Origin of the sequence: Streptomyces pactum (assembly GCF_016031615.1) — a bacterium.
Lineage (GTDB): Bacteria > Actinomycetota > Actinomycetes > Streptomycetales > Streptomycetaceae > Streptomyces > Streptomyces pactus.
Map to the genome: position 1 here is coordinate 901,011 of NZ_JACYXC010000001.1, position 20,707 is coordinate 921,717.

At 75.5% G+C, this 20,707-nt stretch carries 14 protein-coding genes and 1 pseudogene; 10 read left to right on the forward strand and 5 right to left on the reverse strand.

Annotated elements, in window-relative coordinates; translation table 11 throughout:
- Positions 1-7 precede the first annotated feature (7 nt).
- Together IHE55_RS03555 and IHE55_RS03560 are read right to left on the reverse strand one after the other, a co-directional pair.
- Complete coding sequence (locus IHE55_RS03555) at positions 8-5,515, reverse strand: type I polyketide synthase (RefSeq protein ID WP_197991762.1); 5,508 nt, start codon at positions 5,513-5,515, stop codon at positions 8-10.
- Positions 5,516-6,603: 1,088 nt separating this feature from the next.
- Complete coding sequence (locus tag IHE55_RS03560) at positions 6,604-7,254, reverse strand: DUF2867 domain-containing protein (RefSeq protein WP_197987674.1); 651 nt, start codon at positions 7,252-7,254, stop codon at positions 6,604-6,606.
- Positions 7,255-7,476: 222 nt separating this feature from the next.
- Here IHE55_RS03560 and IHE55_RS03565 point away from each other — a divergent pair, with 222 nt between their 5' ends.
- A complete protein-coding gene (locus IHE55_RS03565; RefSeq protein ID WP_197987675.1) occupies positions 7,477-8,112 on the forward strand; it encodes a TetR/AcrR family transcriptional regulator in 636 nt (211 codons plus the stop codon).
- Positions 8,113-8,271: 159 nt separating this feature from the next.
- On the opposite strand, the gene IHE55_RS03570 is transcribed toward IHE55_RS03565, so the two are convergent.
- Entirely contained in the window at positions 8,272-8,673 is a 402-nt protein-coding gene (locus IHE55_RS03570; RefSeq protein WP_307826496.1) for an STAS domain-containing protein, read from the reverse strand.
- Positions 8,674-8,779: 106 nt separating this feature from the next.
- Here IHE55_RS03570 and IHE55_RS03575 point away from each other — a divergent pair, with 106 nt between their 5' ends.
- On the forward strand, positions 8,780-9,121 hold the full coding sequence (locus IHE55_RS03575; protein ID WP_197987676.1) for a helix-turn-helix transcriptional regulator: 342 nt from the start codon (positions 8,780-8,782) through the stop codon (positions 9,119-9,121).
- Between the two features lie 105 nt (positions 9,122-9,226).
- Here the strand turns inward: IHE55_RS03575 and IHE55_RS03580 are convergent, their stop codons facing one another.
- Together IHE55_RS03580 and IHE55_RS03585 are read right to left on the reverse strand one after the other, a co-directional pair.
- Positions 9,227-10,183: an anti-sigma factor RsbA family regulatory protein gene (locus IHE55_RS03580; protein WP_197987677.1), complete on the reverse strand. Its 957-nt coding sequence runs from the start codon at positions 10,181-10,183 to the stop codon at positions 9,227-9,229.
- On the reverse strand, positions 10,180-11,055 hold the full coding sequence (locus tag IHE55_RS03585) for an MEDS domain-containing protein (RefSeq protein WP_197987678.1): 876 nt from the start codon (positions 11,053-11,055) through the stop codon (positions 10,180-10,182). The genes IHE55_RS03580 and IHE55_RS03585 overlap by 4 nt, the downstream gene beginning before the upstream one ends.
- 268 nt (positions 11,056-11,323) lie before the next feature.
- On the opposite strand from IHE55_RS03585, the gene IHE55_RS03590 reads away from it, so the two are divergent.
- From IHE55_RS03590 to IHE55_RS03625, 8 genes and pseudogenes are all read left to right on the forward strand, one after another.
- Positions 11,324-14,002 (forward strand): winged helix-turn-helix domain-containing protein, encoded by a 2,679-nt coding sequence (locus tag IHE55_RS03590; protein WP_197987679.1) that lies wholly within the window; start codon positions 11,324-11,326, stop codon positions 14,000-14,002.
- A gap of 405 nt (positions 14,003-14,407) precedes the next feature.
- Positions 14,408-14,941 (forward strand): hypothetical protein, encoded by a 534-nt coding sequence (locus IHE55_RS03595; RefSeq protein WP_197987680.1) that lies wholly within the window; start codon positions 14,408-14,410, stop codon positions 14,939-14,941.
- 127 nt (positions 14,942-15,068) lie between these two features.
- Positions 15,069-15,266, forward strand: a complete 198-nt coding sequence (locus tag IHE55_RS03600; RefSeq protein WP_197987681.1) for a DUF8691 family protein — start codon at positions 15,069-15,071, stop codon at positions 15,264-15,266.
- Positions 15,267-15,482: 216 nt separating this feature from the next.
- The gene (locus IHE55_RS03605) at positions 15,483-16,805 is read left to right on the forward strand and encodes a hypothetical protein (RefSeq protein WP_197987682.1); all 1,323 of its coding nucleotides are present in this window, start codon (positions 15,483-15,485) and stop codon (positions 16,803-16,805) included.
- Positions 16,806-16,942: 137 nt separating this feature from the next.
- A complete protein-coding gene (locus IHE55_RS03610; RefSeq protein ID WP_197987683.1) occupies positions 16,943-17,386 on the forward strand; it encodes an SHOCT domain-containing protein in 444 nt (147 codons plus the stop codon).
- On the forward strand, positions 17,383-17,832 hold the full coding sequence (locus IHE55_RS03615; RefSeq protein WP_197987684.1) for a DUF7144 family membrane protein: 450 nt from the start codon (positions 17,383-17,385) through the stop codon (positions 17,830-17,832). The genes IHE55_RS03610 and IHE55_RS03615 overlap by 4 nt, the downstream gene beginning before the upstream one ends.
- Before the next feature lie 37 nt (positions 17,833-17,869).
- Positions 17,870-19,210 (forward strand): annotated as a pseudogene (locus IHE55_RS03620) (diacylglycerol/lipid kinase family protein); the annotation flags it as partial.
- Between the two features lie 280 nt (positions 19,211-19,490).
- Positions 19,491-20,696, forward strand: a complete 1,206-nt coding sequence (locus tag IHE55_RS03625; RefSeq protein WP_197987685.1) for a serine hydrolase domain-containing protein — start codon at positions 19,491-19,493, stop codon at positions 20,694-20,696.
- Positions 20,697-20,707 lie beyond the last annotated feature (11 nt).

The following is a 20,707-nucleotide window of genomic DNA, read 5'->3' on the forward strand; positions in this document are numbered from 1 at the left end:
CGCGCACCTACCGGTCCCCCCGGGCCATCCGGATCAGGGCGTCCGCGTCGAGGTCGTCGAGCGACTCCTCGCCGCCGTCCGGGGCCTCCTCCTCGGGCACGTCACCGCGCGCCAGCTCGAACAAGGTGTCCAGCAGCCCGGCCCTGCGCAGGCGTTCGACCGGGATCGAGGCGAGCACCGCGCGGATCTCGGCGGTGTCGTCGCCGGCCGCCGGGCCGCCTCCCCGGCCGCCCGCCGCGGCCTCCGGCTCGACGGACTCCAGCAGGTACCGGGTGACCGCCGCCGCGTTCGGGTGGTCGAAGACCAGGGTGGCGGGCAGCCGCAGGCCGGTGATCTTGCTGAGCCGGTTGCGCAGCCCGACGCCGGCGAGCGAGTCGAACCCCATGTCGCTGAAGGTCCGTTCGGGGTCGATCGCCGACGCCGACTCGTGCCCGAGCACGGCCGCCACCTGGGCCTGGACCACCTCCAGGACCACCTGTTCGCGGTCCTCGCCGGCGACCCCGGCCAGCCGCTGGGCGAGCGAGCCGCCGGCGGGCTCGGCGGTCCGTGCCGGGACCCGCACCAGCTGGCGCAGCAGCGGGGGCAGCGCCCCGGACCGGGCCTGGGCCCGCAGTCCGGCCATGTCCAGCTGCACCGGGGCCAGGAGCCCGGTGTCCAGGCGCAGCGCGTGGTCGAACAGCTCCAGGCCCCGGTCGACCGGCAGCAGGGCCACACCGGCGCTCTCGATGCGGGCCACGTTGGTCCGGTCCAGGCGGCCGGCCATCCCGGCCCCGTCGCCCCACACCCCCCACGCCAGCGAGGTGGCCGGCGCTCCGGCGGCGCGCAACCGCTGCGCCATCGCGTCGAGTCCGGCGTTCGCGGCGGCGTAGCAGGCCTGCCCCGGGTTGCCGAACAGCGAGGCGCCCGAGGAGAACAGCACGAACGCCGCCAGGTCCGCGTCCGCGGTCAGTTCGTGCAGCAGCCAGGCGGCGTCCACCTTGGGCCGCATGACCTCGGCGAGCTGGTCGGGGGTGACCGACTCGACCACCCCGTCGGCGAGCACCCCGGCGGTGTGCACCACCGCGGTGAGCGGCGCCGGGAGGGAGTCCAGCAGGGCGACGACCTGGTCCCGGTCGGCGATGTCGCAGGCCTCGATCCGCACCCGCGCGCCGAGGGCGGTCAGTTCGGCCTCCAGCTCCGCGGCGCCCTCGGCATCGGGGCCGCGCCGGCTGACCAGCAGCAGGTTCTCCACGCGGTGCTCCGCCGCCAGGTGACGGGCGAACACCGCGCCCAGGCCACCGGTGCCGCCGGTGACCAGCACGGTGCCGGCCGGGTCCAGCGGACGCGCCGCGTCCTGGGGTACCGCGGGCACCCGGGCCAGCCGCGGCGCCGACACCCGGCCCGCCCGCACGGCGAGCTGCGGTTCGTCGGCCGCCAGCAGGGCGTCCCAGGGCACGTCGGCACCGTCGTCGTCGAGGTCCACCAGCACGATCCGGCCCGGGTGCTCGGACTGGACGCTCCGCGCCAGGCCCCACGCGGTGGCCCGGGCGATGTCCGGGACCTCCCCGTCGAGCGCCACCGCGCCGCGGGTGACCGCGACCAGCCGGGCCGCGCCCAGGCGTTCGTCGGCCAGCCACCGCTGCACGGTGGTGAGCATCTCCTCGGCGGCCGCGCGGGCCGCCACGGCCGGGGTGTCCGAGGTGGCGTCGGGGGCGATCCGGACCACGATCGCGTCCGGGGCCGCGTCGCCCGTGGCGACCGCCCGCGCCACCGCGTCCAGGTCCGGGAAGGCGTCGGCGCCCCCGGCCACATGGACCAGCCGCGCCGGTTCCGCCGGCCCGGCCGGCACCGGCACCCACTCCACCTGGTACAGGGAGTCCGGGCCCGCGCCGCGCGCGGCTTCGAGCTGCGCCGGGTCCACCGTCCGGTACACCAGGCCGCCGACGCTCATCACCGGCTCGCCGGTCTCGTCGAACATGTCCATGTGCAGTCCGGCGCCGGAGGTGGTGATCCGCACCCGTGCCGCGCCGGTCCGGCGCCCCGGGCGCACCCCGGACCAGGTGAACGGCATCTCCACCGACGCGTTCGGGTCCTTGTCCACCAGGGCGCCCTGGAGGGCGGCGTCGAACAGGGCCGGGTGCAGCACGAAGCCGTCGTCGTCGGCGTCGTCGGGCAGCGCCACCTCGGTGCAGATCTCGCCTCCGACGCGCCAGGCGGCCCGGATGCCCTTGAACAGCGGCCCGTAGTCGAGTCCGGCCGTCTCCATCCGCTCGTACAGCGTGTCCACCGCGATCGGCTCGGCCCCCGCCGGCGGCCACTGCGCCGGGGCCGGGGCGGGCGGGGCGGTCTCGGCGGTCAGCCAGCCGCGCACGTGGCAGACCGGTTCGGGGGTCTCGCCGTCCGGTCCGGCGTCCGGGGCCGAGTACACCGCGACCTCGCGGCGCCCGTCGTCCTCCGGGGCGCCGACGGTCACCTGGATCCGGCAGCCCGCCTCGTCGTCGACGACCAGCGGGGCCTGGAGCACCGCCTCGTCCAGGGTCCCGTACCCGCTCCGGACGCCGGCGGCCAGCGCCAGTTCCACCAGCGCGGTGCCCGGCGCGATGGGGATGCCGAAGACCACGTGGTCCCGGATCCACGGCTGGGAGTCCGCGGAGAGCCGGCCGGTGTACACCCACTCGTCCCGGTCGCCGACCCGTGAGGCGGCCACCAGGACGGGGTGGTCCACGGTGTGCATGCCGACGGCCGAGGCGCTCCCGGTGCCGGTGCCGGACGTCAGCCAGTACCTGCTGCGCTGGAAGGCGTAGGTCGGCAGGGGGACCGCGCGCGCTCCGCTGCCCTCGTAGAACGCCGACCAGTCCACCGTCACGCCGGCGGTGTGGGCCTCGGCCACCGACAGCGCGAACCGCTGGAAGCCGCCCTCGTCACGCCGCAGCGACCCGACGACGCCGACGCGGGACGCCGCGCCGTGGTCGGTGACGGTGTCCTCCACCGCCATGGTCAGCACCGGGTGCGGCGACATCTCCACGAAGCAGCCGGCGCCGTTGTCGACCAGCGCGCGGACCGCCGGCTCGAACCCGACCCGGCCCCGCAGGTTCCGGTACCAGTACGCGCCGTCGAGCCCGGCGGTGTCGATGAAGGCGCCCTGGGTGGTGGAGTAGAACGGGACCGTTCCCGTCCGCGGGGCCACCGCCCCCAGCAGCCGGGCCAGTTCGTCCTCGATGGCCTCCACCTGCTGCGAGTGCGAGGCGTAGTCCACCGCGATCCGCCGGGCCCACACCTCGGCGCGCTCGCACGCCGCGATCAGCTCCTCCAGGGCGGCGGGCTCCCCGGCCAGCACCACGGCCGCCGGGCCGTTGACCGCCGCGATGGACACCCGGCCCTCGTAGGGGGCGATCAGCTCCTCGGCCCGCTCGGCCGGCACGGCCACCGACACCATGCCGCCGTGGCCGGCGAGCCGCTGGGCGACGGCCCGCGACCGCAGCGCCACCACCCGCGCGCCGTCGGCCCGGGACAGCCCGCCGGCCACCACGGCCGCGGCGATCTCGCCCTGCGAGTGGCCGACCACCGCCATCGGCTCCACGCCGTAGGAGCGCCACAGCGCCGCGAGGCTCACCATCACCGCGAAGAGCGCGGGCTGGACCACGTCCACCCGCTTCAGCGACGGCGCGCCGGCCGCCCCGCGCAGCACGTCCTCCAGCCGCCAGTCCACGAACTCGCCCAGCGCGTCACCGCAGGCCGCGATCTCCCGCGCGAACACCGGGGAGGAGTCGAGCAGTTCGACCGCCATGCCCTCCCACTGCGCCCCCTGGCCGGGGAAGACGAACACCGGCCGGGCCCCGGAGGTGAGCACCTTGCCCTCGGCCGCCGTCGCCGGCGGCTCGCCCGCGGCCAGCCCGGCCAGCCCGGCCAGCCCGGCCAGCAGCGCGTCGCGGTCGGACGCCAGCACCACGGCGCGGTGGTCGAGGTGGGCCCGGGTCGTCGCGGAGGAGAACCCGACCTCGGCCAGGGTGACCTCCGGGCGGGCCAGCACGCCGGCCCGCAGCCGCTCGGCCTGGGCCCGCAGCGCCGCCGCGCCGCGGGCGGAGACCAGGACCGGGACCACCGGCAGCTCGGTGACCGGGGCCGCCCCGACCGTGTCGGCGGGCGTCTCGTCCGGTGCCTCCTCCAGGATCACGTGGCAGTTGGTGCCGCTGACGCCGAAGGAGGACACGCCGGCCCGGCGCAGCCGTCCGTCGGACTTCCACGGCCGCATCTCGGTCAGCAGCTCGACGCCGCCGGAGGCCCAGTCCACGTGCGGCGAGGGCCGGTCCACGTGCAAGGTGGCGGGCAGCGCCTCGTGGCGCAGCGCCTGCACCATCTTGATCACGCCGGCCATCCCGGCGCCCGCGGAGGCGTGCCCGATGTTCGACTTGATCGAGCCCAGCCACAGGGGGCCGTGCTCGCGTTCCTGACCGTAGGTGGCCAGCAGGGCCTGGACCTCGATCGGGTCGCCCAGCCTGGTGCCCGTGCCGTGCCCCTCCACGGCGTCCACGTCCGCCGGTGACAGCCCGGCGTTGGCCAGCGCCTGACGGATCACCCGCTCCTGCGACGGGCCGTTCGGGGCGGTCAGGCCGTTGCTGGCCCCGTCCTGGTTCACCGCGCTGCCGCGCACCACCGCCAGCACCCGGTGCCCGTTGCGCCGCGCGTCCGACAGCCGCTCCAGCACCACCACCCCCGCGCCGTCGGCGAACCCGGTGCCGTCGGCGGCGGCCGCGTAGGGTTTGCACCGGCCGTCCGGCGCCAGCCCTCGCTGCCGGCTGAAGTCCAGGAACAGCGTCGGCCCGGCCAGCACCGTCACGCCGCCGACCAGGGCGAGGGAGCATTCCCGGGTGCGCAGTGCCCGGGCGGCCAGGTGCAGGGCCACCAGCGACGACGAGCACGCGGTGTCCACCGACAGGGCCGGCCCCTCCAGGCCGAAGGTGTAGGCGACACGGCCGGAGACCACGCTGGTCGTGCCGCCGGTCAGCCGCAGCCCCTCGATCTGCGGTGCCGCGCCGGCCGGTACCGCCGCGTAGTCCGAGGGGCCGACGCCGCAGAAGACGCCGGTGTCACTGCCGCGCAGCGTGGCCGGGTCGATGCCGGCGTCCTCGAACGCCTCCCAGGACAGCTCCAGCAGCAGCCGCTGCTGCGGGTCCATGGACAGCGCCTCGCGCGGGCTGATCCCGAAGAAGTCGGCGTCGAACGTCGTGGCGCTGGGCACGAATCCGCCCGCGCGGGTGTAACTGGCGCCCAGCCGGTCGGGGTCGGGGTCGTACAGCCGCTCCAGGTCCCAGCCCCGGTCGGGCGGGAAACCGGATATCGCGTCGCGGCCGTCGGCGACCAGCTCCCACAGTTCGTCCGGGGACTCCGCGCCGGGGTAGCGACAGCTCATGCCGACCACCGCGAGCGGCTCGGTGGCGCGTTCTTCCGCCTCCCGCAGCAGCGCCCGCGTCTCGTTGAGTTCGATCGCGGACTTCTTGAGGTAACGGAGAAGCTTCTCCTGCTGCTCGTCACTCACCGTAGTCATGCCTTCCCTCGTACCTCACTGAACTCGGCTTCGATGGCCTCAACGACGTTCCGCGTTGCCGCGGCCTCGACCGGTTCGCGAGCGCTCGCCCCCCGCGAATCCCTTTTCCGGCAATTCCCTCGCGGGCCGGTCCCGCCCGATTCGGGTTCCGCGTCCGGCGGCAGGGCGAAGAAGTCGTCATCGGCCACGCCCCGCTCCGTACACACGTTCCTGCGCCTGAATTCCCCGTTCTCGAAATGCCCTTGGTCAAGGCACTTCCGTGTCCCCCCGAATTCACTCTTCCCCTGTCCAGCAGCGCGGGCCGGTGACCGCGTCGCGGGAACACCTGCCACCGGCCGAGCGGATTCCCACGTCACCCCACGACACGGCGGCACGCCCGCGGGCGCCGGTGATTCATCGGGTTTTCCCACCACGCCGATCCGTCATGACGACATACGCGAGGCCCCACGGACGGGTGCGGACCCAAGACCCCCTTGTGCATTCATCGATCCGGCCTCACCCGCACAAGACCGTGGCCACCCCCGGCCGGATACACCTCATCGGCGCCGTAACGCCCGGATCCGCTGTGAGGTCCGTCTCACGGGGAGCCGAACCCGGTCGCAACCAGGGCACCGAGGGCCCGGGAGGCGCGTCCGGCGCGGTGCCGAACGGCCCGGCGTCACCGGAAAGTTGAATTCCAAATATTCCAATACGGGTGCCCGGCACCGTGTTCCGTGCCGCGCCGGGCCGGTTTCCGCCCGCCCGCCGACCGGCCGGGGACGGCGGAGCGCCGCCCCGGGTGGATTCGATTCCGCTCAACCTGCTCCCATATCGCGCGTCGGGCCGGCCGGCGGCGCGCTGTCGTGAGCGGCGCACCGGTCCTCCACCTCTTCAGCGTCACCCAGGAACAGCGGGACCGGTATAAGCAAGAGTACGTATTGACAACTCCGAAAGCCCTGGTGGGGCGTACGCCCGCACCCACCACGGGCGGTTATCCGGCCCCGCCCCGGCGGTACGCGCCCGGCACACGACGAACCCCCGGGCCGTGGACCCGGGGGTTCGTGTGTGACAAAGGGGAGTTCGCGCGCCGGACGTCCGGATCAGCCCTGGCCGGCGGTTTTCCCGCCGGCGGTTTCGCCCCGCGCGGTTTCCGCGGCGCGCCGGTACGGACGGCCGTGCTCGATCCAGGCACGTTCCCACTGGCGGGTCAGCGCCGGATAGACGATGAGGTAACGGAACGGCAGGATGCCCGCCATGTAGATCCGCCCGAACAGCCCGTTGGGCTTGACCAGCGCCGCCATGCGCAGCTCGTAACCGCCGTCACCGGTCGGCACCCAGCCCAGGTGCATGATGGTGTGGACGGTCTTGTTGCCCAGCTCGCGGGCCGCCTCGTCGTCCAGCTGGTACACATCGGAGAACGGGTCGGAGCACGGGACGGCGTTCTCGACCGTCCGCGCGAGGTCCTGCGGGAGGCGGTCGCTCAGCGAGGCGACCCGCCCGCCCAGTCCCGCCTGGGGGGTGTCCCAGCCGAGCAGGGCCCCGAGCTTCCAGCGCACCGCGAACAGGAAGCGGACCGGGGCGGGGGCCTTGCGGGTGTCGTAGGCCGTCTTCAGCGCCTTGAGCATCACGGGGAAGTCGTCCGGCCCGGCGTCGGGGGCGCGGAAGGACCACACGTCCTCGATCCGGAAGTCCTTGGTGAACTCGTGGATCCGCCACGGTCGCGCGGTGTGGGCGGCTTTCGGGATTCGCATCGGTCATTCCTTCCGAGCCGGTGTGCCCTGTCGGTCGGGCCGGGACCCGGCGATGGCTGCGGTGGCCGTCCGCGCGTCGATGGTCGCGACTGAGCCCGGCGCCGTCCGCGTGGACCACGCGGCACCACGGCCGGCGCGCCGGATCACGGCCCCACCAGGGATACGGAACCGCCAGTTCTGGAACTACTGGTTTCGGTACTCCTGGTTCCGTATGATGCACCCATGTCTGCTCGGAAGCAAGCTCGCAACCCGGGGGGCCGCCCCCGGGACACCCGCGTCGATGACGCCATCGCCTCCGCCGTCCGGGAGCTGCTGACCGAGGTGGGGTACAACCGGCTCACGATGGCCGAGGTGGCCGCACGCGCCGGCGTGGGCAAGGCGGCGATCTACCGGCGCCACGCCACCAAACAGGAGATGATCTTCGACGTCCTGCTGCCGGACCGGTTCCTGGCCGTGGCCCCCGACCGCGGCTCGCTCCAGGCCGACCTGTCCGCCGCGCTCACCGAGATCGCGGACGCCATGGCCTCCCCGCCGCCGGGGACGGTCCCCGGCCTGCTGGCCGACATCCACGCCGACCCCGCGCTGCGCGCCCGGTTCGACGAGAAGTACCTGGGGGTCCAGCGCCGGACGCTCACCGAGATCCTGGACCGCGCGACCGCACGCGGCGAGCTCACCGTCCGTCCCGACCCGGCCGTCCTCAACGCCCTGCTGGTGGGCCCGGTCTTCGCCTGGCTGTTCCTGCTGCCCGAATCGCGCGACCAGCTCCCCGCCCTGACCTCCGCGCTCCTGGACGCGGCACTCGCCCTCACCACCCCGGACCTCGCGGCGCTCCGGACGCCTCCGGCACTGAGACCGTGACGCGCCGGACGGCCACGCCGCGGGCCCGCCCCGCCTCCTCGGCGGCGTCGAGGCCGCCGGGACGCCGCCCGGACGCCCCCGGGGCACCGTGCACGGCCCCGTCGCCACGGCCACGTCGCCATGGCCTGCCGCCGCGGGGTGGCCGTCACGGCGCGGCCGTCAGGACAGGGCGGCGTCCTCGACCGTGTCCCGGATCTGCAGGACGCCGTCGACCCCGGTGATCTCGCAGAGCCGGCGGACCGGGGCGGACGGCGCGGCCAGCCGCAGGGTGCCGGCGTGGTGGGTGACCAGGAGCAGGTTGAGGAACGTCGAGTCCGCGAAGGTGACGCCGGAGGCGTCCAGGACGACCTTGGGGTGCTCCCCGGCCGCGGTCTTCAGCGCATCCGCCAGGGGGGCGACGGTGTCCAGGTCGTAGGCACCGCGGGCGACGATCACCCAGGCCCCTCCCCAGGCGTACTGCGGGACACCGTCCTCCCGCAAAGCGGGACCGGCGGTCCCCTCCGACGGCGTCCCGGAGGCGTCGCCCATGAGGGCCGGTACGGGGGTCTCGCTCCACGGCACCTTCGGACTCCTCCCTGGCCTCCCTCACGGAGGACCGTCACGCGTTGCATGAAAACTATGTCATGTAAGTGGTTTCCGGCAACACTGGTCCCCTAAGATTCCGGGCATGGTTGAAGTGCCCCAGTCACACCGCGGATGGACGTTCATCACCAGTCACGCGCGCGTCCTGGCAGCCATCGCCGACAACCCGAGCATCCGGGTCCGCGAGATAGCCGCCCGCTGCCACCTCACGGAACGCGCCGTCGCGCGGATCATCTCCGATCTGGAGCAGGCCGGTTATCTCTCCCACACCCGGGAGGGCCGCACGAACACCTACCGCATCGAGCCGGACAAGGTGCTGCGCCACCCCGCGGAGGCCGGGCTCCCGGTCGCCTCCCTGCTCTCGCTGCTCGTCCAGGACGAAACCGCACGCACCAAGGGCCCGGCCGCCCGGTCACCGGTCGCATGACGGCGTCCGGGCCGTACCCGGGGCCGGGCCGGGGTCCGGTCGGCCCCCGGGCACGGCCGGGAGGGCCGTGGCCGCCCGCCCCGGCGGCAGCGGCGCGTCCCGCCGTCAGTCCAGGCCGACGTGCAGCCGTACCACCATGCCGGACGGCGGTGTCCGGATCTCCACCAGGTCGCAGAGCTGGTGCATCATCCACACGCCCCGGCCGCCGGTCGCGGCCAGCGGATCGGGGCGCCGCCGACCGGTCAGCGGGTCGGTGAACCGCCCGCGGTCCCGCACCTCGGCGACGACCGTGCCGGCCGTGCGCCACAGGCGCAGGGTCCCGTGCCCGCCGCCGTGGCGCACCGAGTTGCCGGTCGCCTCGTTCACCGCCAGCAGCCAGTCGGTCCGGCGGCCGGGGGACAGACCCGCCGTCGTGGCCCAGTCCGCGACCTTGTCGCGCACGCCCGCCAGGCCCCGCTCGCGGAAGTGCAGCACGACCGGGTCGGCGGGTTCGGGCAGGGGGGTGTCGCAGTCCCGGCACACCGCGTGCGGGTCCGTGTAGCGCGGACTGCTCCGGTACCCGCCGTGGTCCCCGACCACCGGGTGCGTACGGTGGGCCTCGCCCAGGACGTCCTCGGGCAGGGCGGTGTCGTAGGGGCACAGGATGGTGGCGCGCCGACGGGCGAAGGCCAGGTTGATCAGCGCCTCGTGACGGGTGGCCTCCTGCGCCTCCGCGGGGGTGCGTCCCACCCAGATGGGCTCGCCCACGATGGCCGGGTCCCGGTCCGCGTGCCGGTCGGCGAACTCCTGGAGCATCGACAGGATGCGTCCCGGGTTGCGCCCCCCCTGCCGCATGTCGACCCAGGTGATGTGGTCGCCCTCCGCGCCCATGAGGTCCCGCAGCAGGGTCAGGCGTTCGCCGGGCACGGCGACCAGGACCGGCCGGGCACCGGCGGCCTCCGCACGGACGAAGGTGCCGACGCCTTCCCCGTACTCCTCTTCGGTGGTGTAGAAGATCGCGGGATGCCGGAAGTGCGGGTCGCTCTGGGCCGCCGCGGAGGCCTGTTCGATGTCGATCGTCACCGGTCCGCCACCTCCAGGCCCTCGCCCAGTTCCGGGAAGAGCTCCAGCAGGCGGTGGAGCGCGGGCGGTGCTCCGAGCATGCGCACCGGCGTGCCGCAGGACCGCCGGCGCGCCGCGTCGGCGAGGTCGGCCAGGGCGGCGATGTCGAGGTGGTCCAGGAGGGAGAGGTCCAGGGTGGGGCGCCGGGCCGGGGACGCGGCGAGCGCGGCCGCCGTGGAGGCGATGACGTGGCGGCTCTCGTAGCCGGCGGACCCGGCCAGCCGGAAGCCGGGCGGTCCCGACAGGGGGGTCACCGACAGTCCCGGCCTGCCGCCGGGGGCGGCATCCGCGCTCGACCGCGTCAGGTGGGCCGCCGCCAGCACCTCCAGGTCCTCCTGGGACAGCAGGCGCCGGTCGTAGAAGCACCATGACCGGGCGGGCAACCGCTCCACCACCTCGTAATGCATCCGCAGCTCGTACTCCAGCATGCGTTCGGCGCCTGCTACGTCCCGGGCGGTCCAGGACATCTCCCCGACCGTCCGTACCCCGGTGAATCCCCGGGCGGCGGCCTCGCTCACGGCTTCCCGCCAGAACCGGATCGTCACGTCCGGGTCGAACCCGGCGCCGGACAGATAGGTCTCCTCGGCGGTCGCCACCACGAGCTGTCCGCGGCGCAGGGCGGAATCGACGTCCACCCCGCGGTCCGCGAGTGTCCGGGTCACCACATCGGGATCGGTGGCATCAGCGTAGTACTGCACCTGCTCACCACCGACCAGTCCGTCCCGGACGAACGGTACGAGATGACGTGCCCACTCGTCGTCGCTGGCGTACTCCACCGCGACGTGGCGATCCGCCGCGGCTTCGCCGCCCGGGTACAGACACGGGCCGTGCACCGGAGTACCTCCCTCATGCGGCCGTCCGGGCGTACCAGAGAGGCGCGCCTCAGCGTACCGCAGCGTACCGGGCCGCCCGGGGCGGGGTTCCGGGCCCGGGAGCGGACCGGGCGGCGGCACGGCGGCGCTCCCCCGCCGCGGTACGCGGCACCGACCGGCCCGGACGGCCGCCCCGCACCGGCCGCCGCGCGCCCGGGCCGTGGAGCGGACATGCTGGAAGGGGAGGCGCCGCCCGGGACGTCTCCCGGCGGCAGGGGTGGTGAGCGCCGTGTCCGGGGCCTGTGAGAACGCCGGGGAACCGGTCGTCGCGCCGGTGCCCGGCGCCGATCCGCTGGGCGATCCGTTCCTGCGCACCCGGTTCGCCCTCCCGGCGAGACCTCCGACGTTCCTGCGGCGGCAGCGGCTGACCCACCACCTCGATCGGGCGCTGCGCACACCGCTGACGCTGGTCAACGGGCCGGCCGGGGCCGGCAAGACGCTGCTGGCCGCCGACTGGGCCGCCACCGCGCCGCCGCCGGTCGCCTGGCTCACGGTGGAGGCGGGGGACAGCCGTCCCGGGGTGTTCTGGGCGTACGTCCTCCAGGCGCTGCGGGCCTGCGGTGCGCCGGTGTCAGACACCGTCCGGGCCCCGGCGGAGGCCGCCGCCACCGACCGCGGGATGCCGGCGGCCCTCGCCGCCGAGCTGAGCGAGCGCGACCGGCCGGTGGTCCTGGTGCTCGACGAGTACGACCGGGTGACCGCCCCGGTGGTCGCGGAGCAGCTGGGGTTCGTCCTGGGGCACGCCGGGCACGGCCTGCGGCTCGTCCTCGTCACGCGCACCGAACCCCTGCTGCCGCTGCACCGCTACCGGGCGGCGGGCGAGCTGACCGAGATCCGCGCCGCCGAGCTGGCCTTCACCCCCGAGGAGGCCGCCGCGCTGCTGGAGCTGCACGGCCTGGCACTGCCCCTCCACGCCGCGCGCGCCCTGGTGGACCGGACCCGGGGCTGGGCCGCGGGTCTGCGCCTGTCCGCCCTGGCCGCGCGGGAGAGCGCGGACCCGGACCTGTACCTGAAGGAATTCGAGGCGGGCCGCAGTACGGTCGCGGACTTCCTGCTGGCCGAGGTGCTCAACGCGCGGCCGGCGACGACGCAGGACCTGCTGCTGCGCGTCAGCGTCCTGGAGCGCTTCTGTCCCGGTCTGGCCGACGCGCTGACCGGGCGGACCGACGCCGGGGCCGTCCTCGCCGGGCTGCACCGCGACAACGCGTTCATCGTGCACCTCGGTCACTCCTGGTACCAGCTCCATCCGCTGTTCGGGGAGATCCTCCGGGCCCACCTGCGCGAGCGCCTGCCCGGCCTGGAACCGGAACTCCACCGGCGGGCCGCGCGGTGGCTGCGCCGCTCCGGCTCGCTGCCGGAGGCCCTCGCGCACGGCGCCGCCGCGGGCGACTGGGACCTCACCACCGGGGCACTGGTCGCCGATCTGGCGATCGGGCAGCTCCTCACCGGCCTGCACGCGGACGAGCTGACCCGGCTGTTCTCCTCCATGGAGGGTGACGGGAGTCCGGCCACGGACCTGGTGCGAGCGGCCCGCGACCTGTCCGGACCCGACCCCGGCCGCGGCCTGCCCCACCTGCGCCGCGCCGGGCGGCGCCTGGCCGGCGACGTGCCCGGCACCGCGGCCGCCCGGCTGAGCTGCGCACTGCTGGAGACGCTGGCCGCCCGGCTCACCGGCTGTCCCCGGCAGGCCGAGACGGCCGCCGGCACGGCCGACCGGCTGTGCCGCGACGTCCCGGCACAGCTGCTGGACAAGCATCCCGAGATCCGCGCGCTGCTGCTGACGCACCTGGGGTCGGCGCGCCTGTGGGCCGGGCGCTTCGAGGACGCGCGTGCCGTCCTGACCGCCGTGGCCGACCTGTGCGACGGGTCCGCCACCGTGCTCCCCCGGCTGGAGTCGATGGGGCACCTGGCACTGATCGACTACCTGAACGGCTGGCCCGGCCGGGCGGAACGCAAGGCCCTCGCGGCGGTGTCCGAGGCGGAGCGGGCCGGGCTGCCCCAGCCGTCCGGCTGCGCTGTGGCACGGCTGGTCCTGGCCGCCGTGGCCGTCGAACGCGATGAACTGGACCGGGCCCAGGCGCTGCTCGACGCGGTGCCGCCGCACGGCACGCCGGATCCGGTGCCGGCGGCGGGACGGGCCCTCGTCACGGCGCGGCTGCTGCTGGCCCGGGGCAGGGCACGAGCCGCCGTCCGGGCGGCGGACCCGGACGTCCGCACCGCCGTGGCATCGCCGTGGGCGACGAGCCGGGAAGCACTGGTGCGGTCCGCCGCCCACCTCGCGGAAGGACGGCCGGAGGAGGCCACAGCGGCCCTCCGGCGGGTGTCCGCCGAACAGCCCGCGTGCGCCGTGGAGGCCGCGGCGATCCAGCTCGCCGCGGGGCGGGACGGGGCGGCCCTGGACCTGCTCGACGGCGTGCACCCGCACCCCCGGGGCGGGACCGGACCGGCGGTGAGCGTGCGGGCAGCGCTGGTGCGGGCCGGGTCGGCGGCGGGCGCGGGGGACGCCGCCACGGCCCGCAGGCTGGTGGCGCAGGCGCTCCTCGACGCCCGGCGCGAGCGGCTGCGGCGTCCGTTCCTCGACGCCGGGGCGTGGCTCCGGCCGCTCCTGGCCACGGCCCCGGCGCGCGAGCTGGCCGCGGGCTGGCTCACGCCCGGCGCGCCCGGCAGGCCCGGCTCGCGGTCCGGCCCGGAGCCGCCGCCCCCGGCGCTCGCCGCGGTGGAGCTGAGCGGACGGGAGCGGGACGTGCTGGAGCGGCTGGCCCGGATGATGTCCGCGGAGGAGATCGCCGCCGATCTGTACGTGTCGGTGAACACGGTGAAGACCCATCTCAAGAGCGTGTACCGGAAGCTGGCGGTGAACCGGCGGGGCGACGCCGTACGCCGGGCGCGCGACCTCCGGCTGCTGTGAGCGCGTGCCGGCGGCGGGCGGGCGGCGCCCGCCCGCCGGCATGTGGAGCGGCGTGCGGGCGGTGGCCCACCCCCTCCCCCGCGACAGCCGGGGCCGCTCGGACCCCTCACGGTCCGGGCCCGTCCCGTTCCCGCCCCCGAGCGGCGGGGCGACGCGCCGTGACCGGGACGACCGGGAGTCCGCCGGGTCCGCGCCCGTCGACCCGCCCACCGGGCCGGTGGCCGGAGTCGCCCCCGGCGCCACCGCACGGATGCGCCGATGCGCCGGATCCCGCCCCCGCGCCCCCGCGGCGCGGCCCTCCCCACCGCGGGTGAGGCGCGGGGCACGCGCCCCGGGGTGCGGTGGAGGGAGCGGCGTCGCGCCGGAGCGGCCGGACGGGGGCGCCGCGGTGCGAGGGAGTCGCCGGTGGCCAGGACGTACGCCAGGACCGGCGCGGCCACGACGCGCGGGTCGCGCCGCGCCGAACGCCGCGCCCACGCGGACTACACGGGCGGCGTCTACGGGTCGCTGCTCGCGGCCTCCGTGGTGATCGGCGCGGGTTCCCTGGGCTCATTCCCCCGGGTCGAGCTGGTGCTGCTGCTGTTGCTGACCGGGGTGGTGTTCTGGGTGGCGCACGTGCACGCCCAGCTCTTCGGGGCGCTCCTGGCGCAGCGGGCTCCGGACCGCCGGGCCGTGTGGCACGCGTGCCGTGACGAGTGGCCGATCGTGAAGGCCGCCGTCCCGCCGTCCGCCGCCGTGGCCGTCAGTCCGCTGCTGGGCCTGGACGTACGCGGTGCGCTGTGGCTGGCCCTCGCCGTCGCCGTGGCCGGCCAGGTGGGCTGGTCCGTGGCCGCGGCACGCCGGGCCGGGGCCTCGCCACGGCTGATGGCCGCCACCGCGTCGGTCAACCTGCTGCTGGGGCTGCTGATCGTCTCCTTCAAGATCGCTCTGACGCACTGAACCGCGGGGTCCGGTACCGGGCGCGGGTCACCTGTCGCGGGTGAGGCCCGGCGGGGCACGGGGGCGGACGATCGTGGGGACGGGGCGCCCGCCCGACCGTCCGGGACCGACCACGGGAGGACCGCTCGTGCGCTACGAGATCCGGGTCGAGGGAGAGATGTCGGAAACGCTGGTCAAGGCGTTCCCGGAGCTGGGCCACGTGGAGATGGCGGGCCAGACGATCCTGTTCGGTCCGGTCGTGGACGAAGCACACCTGTACGGGTTGCTGGCCCGCTGCCAGTCGCTGGGGCTGCGGGTCCTGGAGATGCGGCAGCTGGTGGAGTGACCGGGCCGGTCACCGGGCCGGTCACTCCGTTCAGCCTCGCCGGGACGGCGGGCCGCCACGGGGCGCCGCGGTCCGCCGCGCGGGCCGGCCGGCGCTCGGCGGACCCGCCGGCGGGCGCACGGCCGCAGCGGTCGGCCGGCCGCAGCGGCCGGCACGTCCGCCCTCCGCACGGCCGCCCCGCCCGGTGCCCGCCACGGCGTACGGGAGAGGAGAGCCATGAACCCGGACGCGTCCCCCGGTCCCCCCGGCTCCCACGCCATGACCGCCGGGGAACGGGCGGAGTACGAGCGGCTGCGCCGCCACGCCGCGGTGCGCCACCGGTGGGTCCGCCGGGCCGGCTCCTCGGTGTTCCTGGTGCTGACCCTGCTGCTCGCGCCCCTGGCCGTCGTCGCGGCCTGGGTCCAGGAGACGGTCTCCGACACCGACCGCTATGTGGAGACGGTGGCGCCCCTCGCGTCCGAGCCGCCGGTGCAGCAGGTGGTGATCGACCGGCTCACGGACCGGGTGGTGCGGAACGTGGACGTGGCCGCGGTGACGGACGCGCTCAGCAGCTCCCTCCGGGAGGCCGGAGCCCCGGCCCGCACCGTCGCGGCGGCCGAGTCGCTGGAGGGTCCGCTGCGGAGTGCGGTCAGGGCCGCCGTGGACCGCACCGTCACCCGTGTGGTCACCGGCGACACCTTCCCCCAGGTGTGGGAGGAGGCCAACCGCCGGGCGCACGCCGCGGTGGTGAACGTGATCACCGGTGACGGCGAGGGTGCGGTGCACGCCCGGGACGGCGCAGTCGAGCTGGACCTGGGACCGGTCGTCGATCAGGTACGGGAGCGGCTCGTCGAGGCGGGTTTCGGCGAGGCCGCCATTCCGGACAGCGACCGGACGGTCACCCTGTTCCGGACGGAGGAGCTGGACACGGCGCAGGACACGATGCGACTGCTGGACGTCCTCGGTGCCTGGCTGCCGGTACTGACCGTCGTGTTCGCCGTGCTCGCCGTGTGGATCGCCCCCGCGCACCGGGTGATGCTGGTGGTCACGGCCTGTGGTGTCGCCGTGATGATGACCGTCCTGCTGGTCGCGCTGGCCGTCGCCAGACGGGTCTATCTGGACTCGGTGCCGCCCCGGGTGCTGCCCGGCGACGCGGCCGCGGCGATCTACGACACCTTCGTCCGCTTCCTGCGGGACAGCACCCTCACCCTGCTTGTGGTGGCGGTGATCACGGCACTTGTCGGGTACCTCCACGGCCCCGGGCGTCCCGCCCGCGCCGTCCGCTCGGGGGCGGAGCGGGGGACGGCGGCCGCCGGGCGGGCGGTGTACCGCGCCGGGCTGCACACCGGGTCCACCGGTCGCCGGCTGGCGGACCACCGGGCGCGGGCCTCCGGTGTCGTCATCGCGGCGGGGGTGCTGACCCTGGTGCTCTGGAACCACCCCACGGCCGGAGCGGTGGCCCTCGTGCTCGGCATCACCGTGGCCGTCCTGCTCGTCCTCGCGGTGCTCGGGGCGGCCGCCGGGCCCGCCGGCCGTACGGAGGACCGGCCGGCCGGGTGACCCCGGCGGGACGGTGCGGCACCCCCGGCCGGCCCCGCACTCACCCGCACCGGGTGAGGTCACAAGTCCGTGCGGCGGACACGCTGAGGACAGCACACGACGGCACCGGGCGGTGGCCCGGGACGGGAGGAGGAGACATGAGCGCGCAGACATACCTGGCGTACGACTACCCCATGCTCAGCGTCTTCTGGAGCATGCTGGTGTTCTTCCTGTGGGTCATGTGGTTCGTCCTGCTGTTCCGCGTGGTCCTCGACATCTTCCGCGACGACGACCTCAGCGGCTGGGGCAAGGCCGGCTGGCTGGTGTTCACCGTCCTGCTGCCCTTCCTGGGCGTCTTCGTCTACGTGGTCGCCCGGGGCAGGAACATGGGCCGCCGGGAGGCCGCGCACGCCCGTGCCCAGCAGGAGGAACTCAACGCCTACATCCGGCAGGCCGCGTCCGGTGCCCGGACCGGCGGCATCGACGAGCTGGCCGCGCTGTCCGAGATGCGCTCCCGCGGCGACATCACGGACGACGAGTTCCGCAGGGCGAAGGACCTGGTCCTGACCGGCCACGGTACGGCGGAGCGGGGTGCGCGATGACCGCGGCACCCACCGGGCAGGCCCCCGCGGCGGAGCGGGAATGGGCAACCGGTCTGACGGTCTTCGCCGCCGTGCTGCTCCTTCTCGTCGGCGTGCTCGACATCCTCCGGGGCATCATGGCCATCGCCGAGGACGACGTCTTCCTCTCCACGCGGGACTACGTGTTCGAGTTCGACCTGACCGGCTGGGGATGGACGCACCTCGTCCTGGGCGCGCTGGCCGTGCTCATCAGCACCGGGATGCTGCGGACCGCGACCTGGGCACGCGTCGCGGGGGTGGTCCTCGCCGGACTGGTCATCGTCGCCAACTTCCTCTCCCTGCCGTACTACCCGGTGTGGTCGGTGGTGGTGATCACCATGTCGGGCTTCGTCATCTGGGCCCTGTGCGTGGTCCGCGGCGACGACCCCTCCGAACGGCCCGGGGAGCGCCCGCCGCACCGGGCGTGAGGGACCGGTAGGGACCGTGGCCCCGCACCGTGGCGGGGTGGGCGGACCGGGCGGGGCCGGAGCCCCGGCCGGATCCGCCGGGGACCGTGCCGGGCGGGCGCGCCTGGCGGTGCTCGCCCTGCTGGGAAGCGTGCTGGTGCCGCTCGCCGCCGCCGGCGTGCGGAGCGTGCTGTGGGCGCTGGTGGGCGTCGCCGGTCTGGCGCTGACCGTCGTCGGGGTGTGGTGGACGCTGGCGCACACCGGTGCGCTTCGGGCGCTCGGGGCCGCCCTGTCGGTCACCGCGCCGGTCGCGGTCCTCGCGCTGTACGCCGCGACCGGCATGCTGGCACCGGCCGTGCTGTCCGTGCTGCTGTGGTTGCTGGCCGTGACGTGCGCGCGTACCGCCCTCGGGCCCGCGCGCACCGCGGCCCAGCGGTCCGGGCCCACCGTCGCCGAGGTGCCCCGCGCCCCCTGGGTGCTCATGAATCCGCGCTCCGGCGGCGGCAAGGTGGGCCGTTTCCAGCTGGTCGGGAAGGCCCGGGCGGCCGGCTGCCGGGTGTCCCTGCTGGAGCCGGGCCAGGACGCCTCCGCACTGGCCCGGCGGGCCGTGGCCGAGGGAGCCGACCTGCTGGCGGTGGCGGGCGGGGACGGGACCCAGGCGCTGGTGGCCGAGGTCGCGGCCCACCACGACCTGCCGTTCGTGGTGATCCCGGCGGGCACCCGCAACCATCTCGCGCTCGATCTCGGCCTGGACCGCGACGACCCGGCGGCGGCCCTGGACGCGCTGACCGACGGCGTGGAGCACCGCATCGACCTCGGGTACGCCGCCGGCCGGGTCTTCGTCAACAACGCCTCGTTCGGCGCGTACGCGTCCCTGGTCACCGAACCGGCCTACCGGGACGCCAAGGCCCGCACGGCGCTGCGGGTCCTTCCCGGCCTCCTCACCGAGGAGAGCGCGCCCGGGCTGCGGGCACGGGCCGGCGGCAGGCGCTTCGACGGGTTGCAGGCCCTCCTCGTCAGCAACAATCCCTACGGCCGGGCCGTCGACGCGGCCCACCCGGGGCGCCGGGAACGGCTGGACTCGGGTCTGCTGGGCGTGGTGTGCGTGCGGGTCGCCGACGCCGCCCAGGCGGCCCGTCTGGTCCGCGGCCCGGGCTCGCAGGGACTGGTGCGGCTGAGCGCCGGGGAGGTCGTCGTCGAGTCCGGCACCGGTGTCCTGCCGGTCGGCATCGACGGGGAGTACGCGGTGCTGACCTCGCCCGTGGTGTGCCGCAGCGCGCCGGGGGCGCTGCGGGTGCGGGTGCCGCGCCGTCGCCCCGGTGCGCGACGGACCGCCCCGGCGGCGGCCGACTGGCCGCGTGTGGCGCGGCTGGCGCTGAACCGTCCGGCCGTGCCTGGCACGCAGCGCACCGGAAGCCGGGGGCCGGGCCGTGAGGGCGGCGGCCGGCACCGCGACGTACCGGGATCCGGCGGCCGGGCGTGCGGCGTACGGAGGGTTCGTCACCGAGGTGCGGCGGCGGGGGTTTGCCCCACCCCGCATCCGGTGGTCAGCAGGATCGTCGCGGGCGGGCCGTGGCGGCCATCGTGGGACCCGGCCCGGGGAACCGCCCCGGCCGAGGTGATCCGGCGGCCTTCCGGGGCGTTCCGGAAGGTCTGTGCGGTCCCAGGGGAGTTGGCGCGTGCGCGAGCAGGCAGAGCAGCGGTTCCGTCCGTCCGGACGAGGGAGGAAGGGCGGACGCGCCCTGGTGGCGGGAGCGGTCGCGGTGGCCGCGGGCGTGCTCGCGGCCGGGACCGTGGTGCCGCCCGCCGCGGCGGCGCCCTCCGCCGCCCGGCACGGCGGTACCGTGCAGCAGGGCCTCGACGCCCTCGTGCGCTCCGACGGCGTGCCCGCCGCCCTGGCCGGTGTCACGGACGGACGGGGCCACACCCGTACGTACACCGCGGGCGTCGGTGACCTCGCCACCGGCGCCGGGGTGCCCCGCGACGGCCAGGTCCGCGTCGGCAGCAACACCAAGGCGTTCACGGCCGTGGTCGTGCTGCAGCTCGTCGCCGAGGGGAAGGTGGACCTCGACGGCTTCGTCGGTACCTACCTGCCGGGTCTGGTGCGCGGTGAGGGCATCGACGGCGACCGCATCACCGTGCGCCAGCTCCTCCAGCACACCAGCGGGCTGCCGAACTACGTCAACCAGCTGAGCGACGAGATCCGTTCCTACGAGCCCCGCGAACTCCTGGACCTCGCGCTCCGGCAGCAGGCCGACTTCGCGCCCGGCGAGCGCTGGGCGTACAGCAACACCAACTACCTGGTCGCCGGGCTCCTCGTGGAGCAGGTCACCGGACACCCCCTCGCCGCCGAGATCGAGCGGCGCGTCATCCGGCGCGCCGGGCTGCGCCACACCTACTTCCCCGCCCCCGGTGAGCTGCGCATCCGCGAACGCCACCCCAGGGGCTACCACCAGGGGGCCCCGGGGGCACCGTTCGTGGACGCCACCGAGTGGGACCCGTCCTGGGCCTGGGCGGCCGGGCAGCTGGTGTCCACCAACTCCGACCTCAACCGTTTCTACATCGCGCTGCTGCGCGGCCGTCTCCTTCCGGCGCCCCAGCTCGCCCAGATGCGCACCACGGTCCCCGCCGGGCCCCCCTTCGCCGACGGCGCCCGCTACGGCCTCGGCCTGGTCGGTACCCCGCTCTCCTGCGACGGCGAGGTCTACTGGGGCCACGGCGGCAGCATGACGGGGTACGAGACCCGTGGCGGCGTCACCGAGGACGGCCGCGCCGTCAACGTCGCCGTCACCACACAGCCGGGAGAGGCCGCCCGGCAGCACCTGGAGCGGATCGTGGACCAGGCGCTCTGCTCGGCCGCACGACCGGACCGGGGCGTGGGCTGACGAGGGGCGTG

What these genes read in the sequence shown, in the direction of transcription:
- IHE55_RS03615 (WP_197987684.1), top strand. Translation starts at nt 17,383, where the DNA reads ATGACCGCGGCACCCACCGGGCAGGCCCCCGCGGCGGAGCGGGAATGG.
- IHE55_RS03560 (WP_197987674.1), bottom strand. Translation starts at nt 7,254, where the DNA reads ATGCGAATCCCGAAAGCCGCCCACACCGCGCGACCGTGGCGGATCCAC.
- IHE55_RS03575 (WP_197987676.1), top strand. Translation starts at nt 8,780, where the DNA reads ATGGTTGAAGTGCCCCAGTCACACCGCGGATGGACGTTCATCACCAGT.
- IHE55_RS03610 (WP_197987683.1), top strand. Translation starts at nt 16,943, where the DNA reads ATGAGCGCGCAGACATACCTGGCGTACGACTACCCCATGCTCAGCGTC.
- IHE55_RS03565 (WP_197987675.1), top strand. Translation starts at nt 7,477, where the DNA reads ATGTCTGCTCGGAAGCAAGCTCGCAACCCGGGGGGCCGCCCCCGGGAC.
- IHE55_RS03605 (WP_197987682.1), top strand. Translation starts at nt 15,483, where the DNA reads ATGAACCCGGACGCGTCCCCCGGTCCCCCCGGCTCCCACGCCATGACC.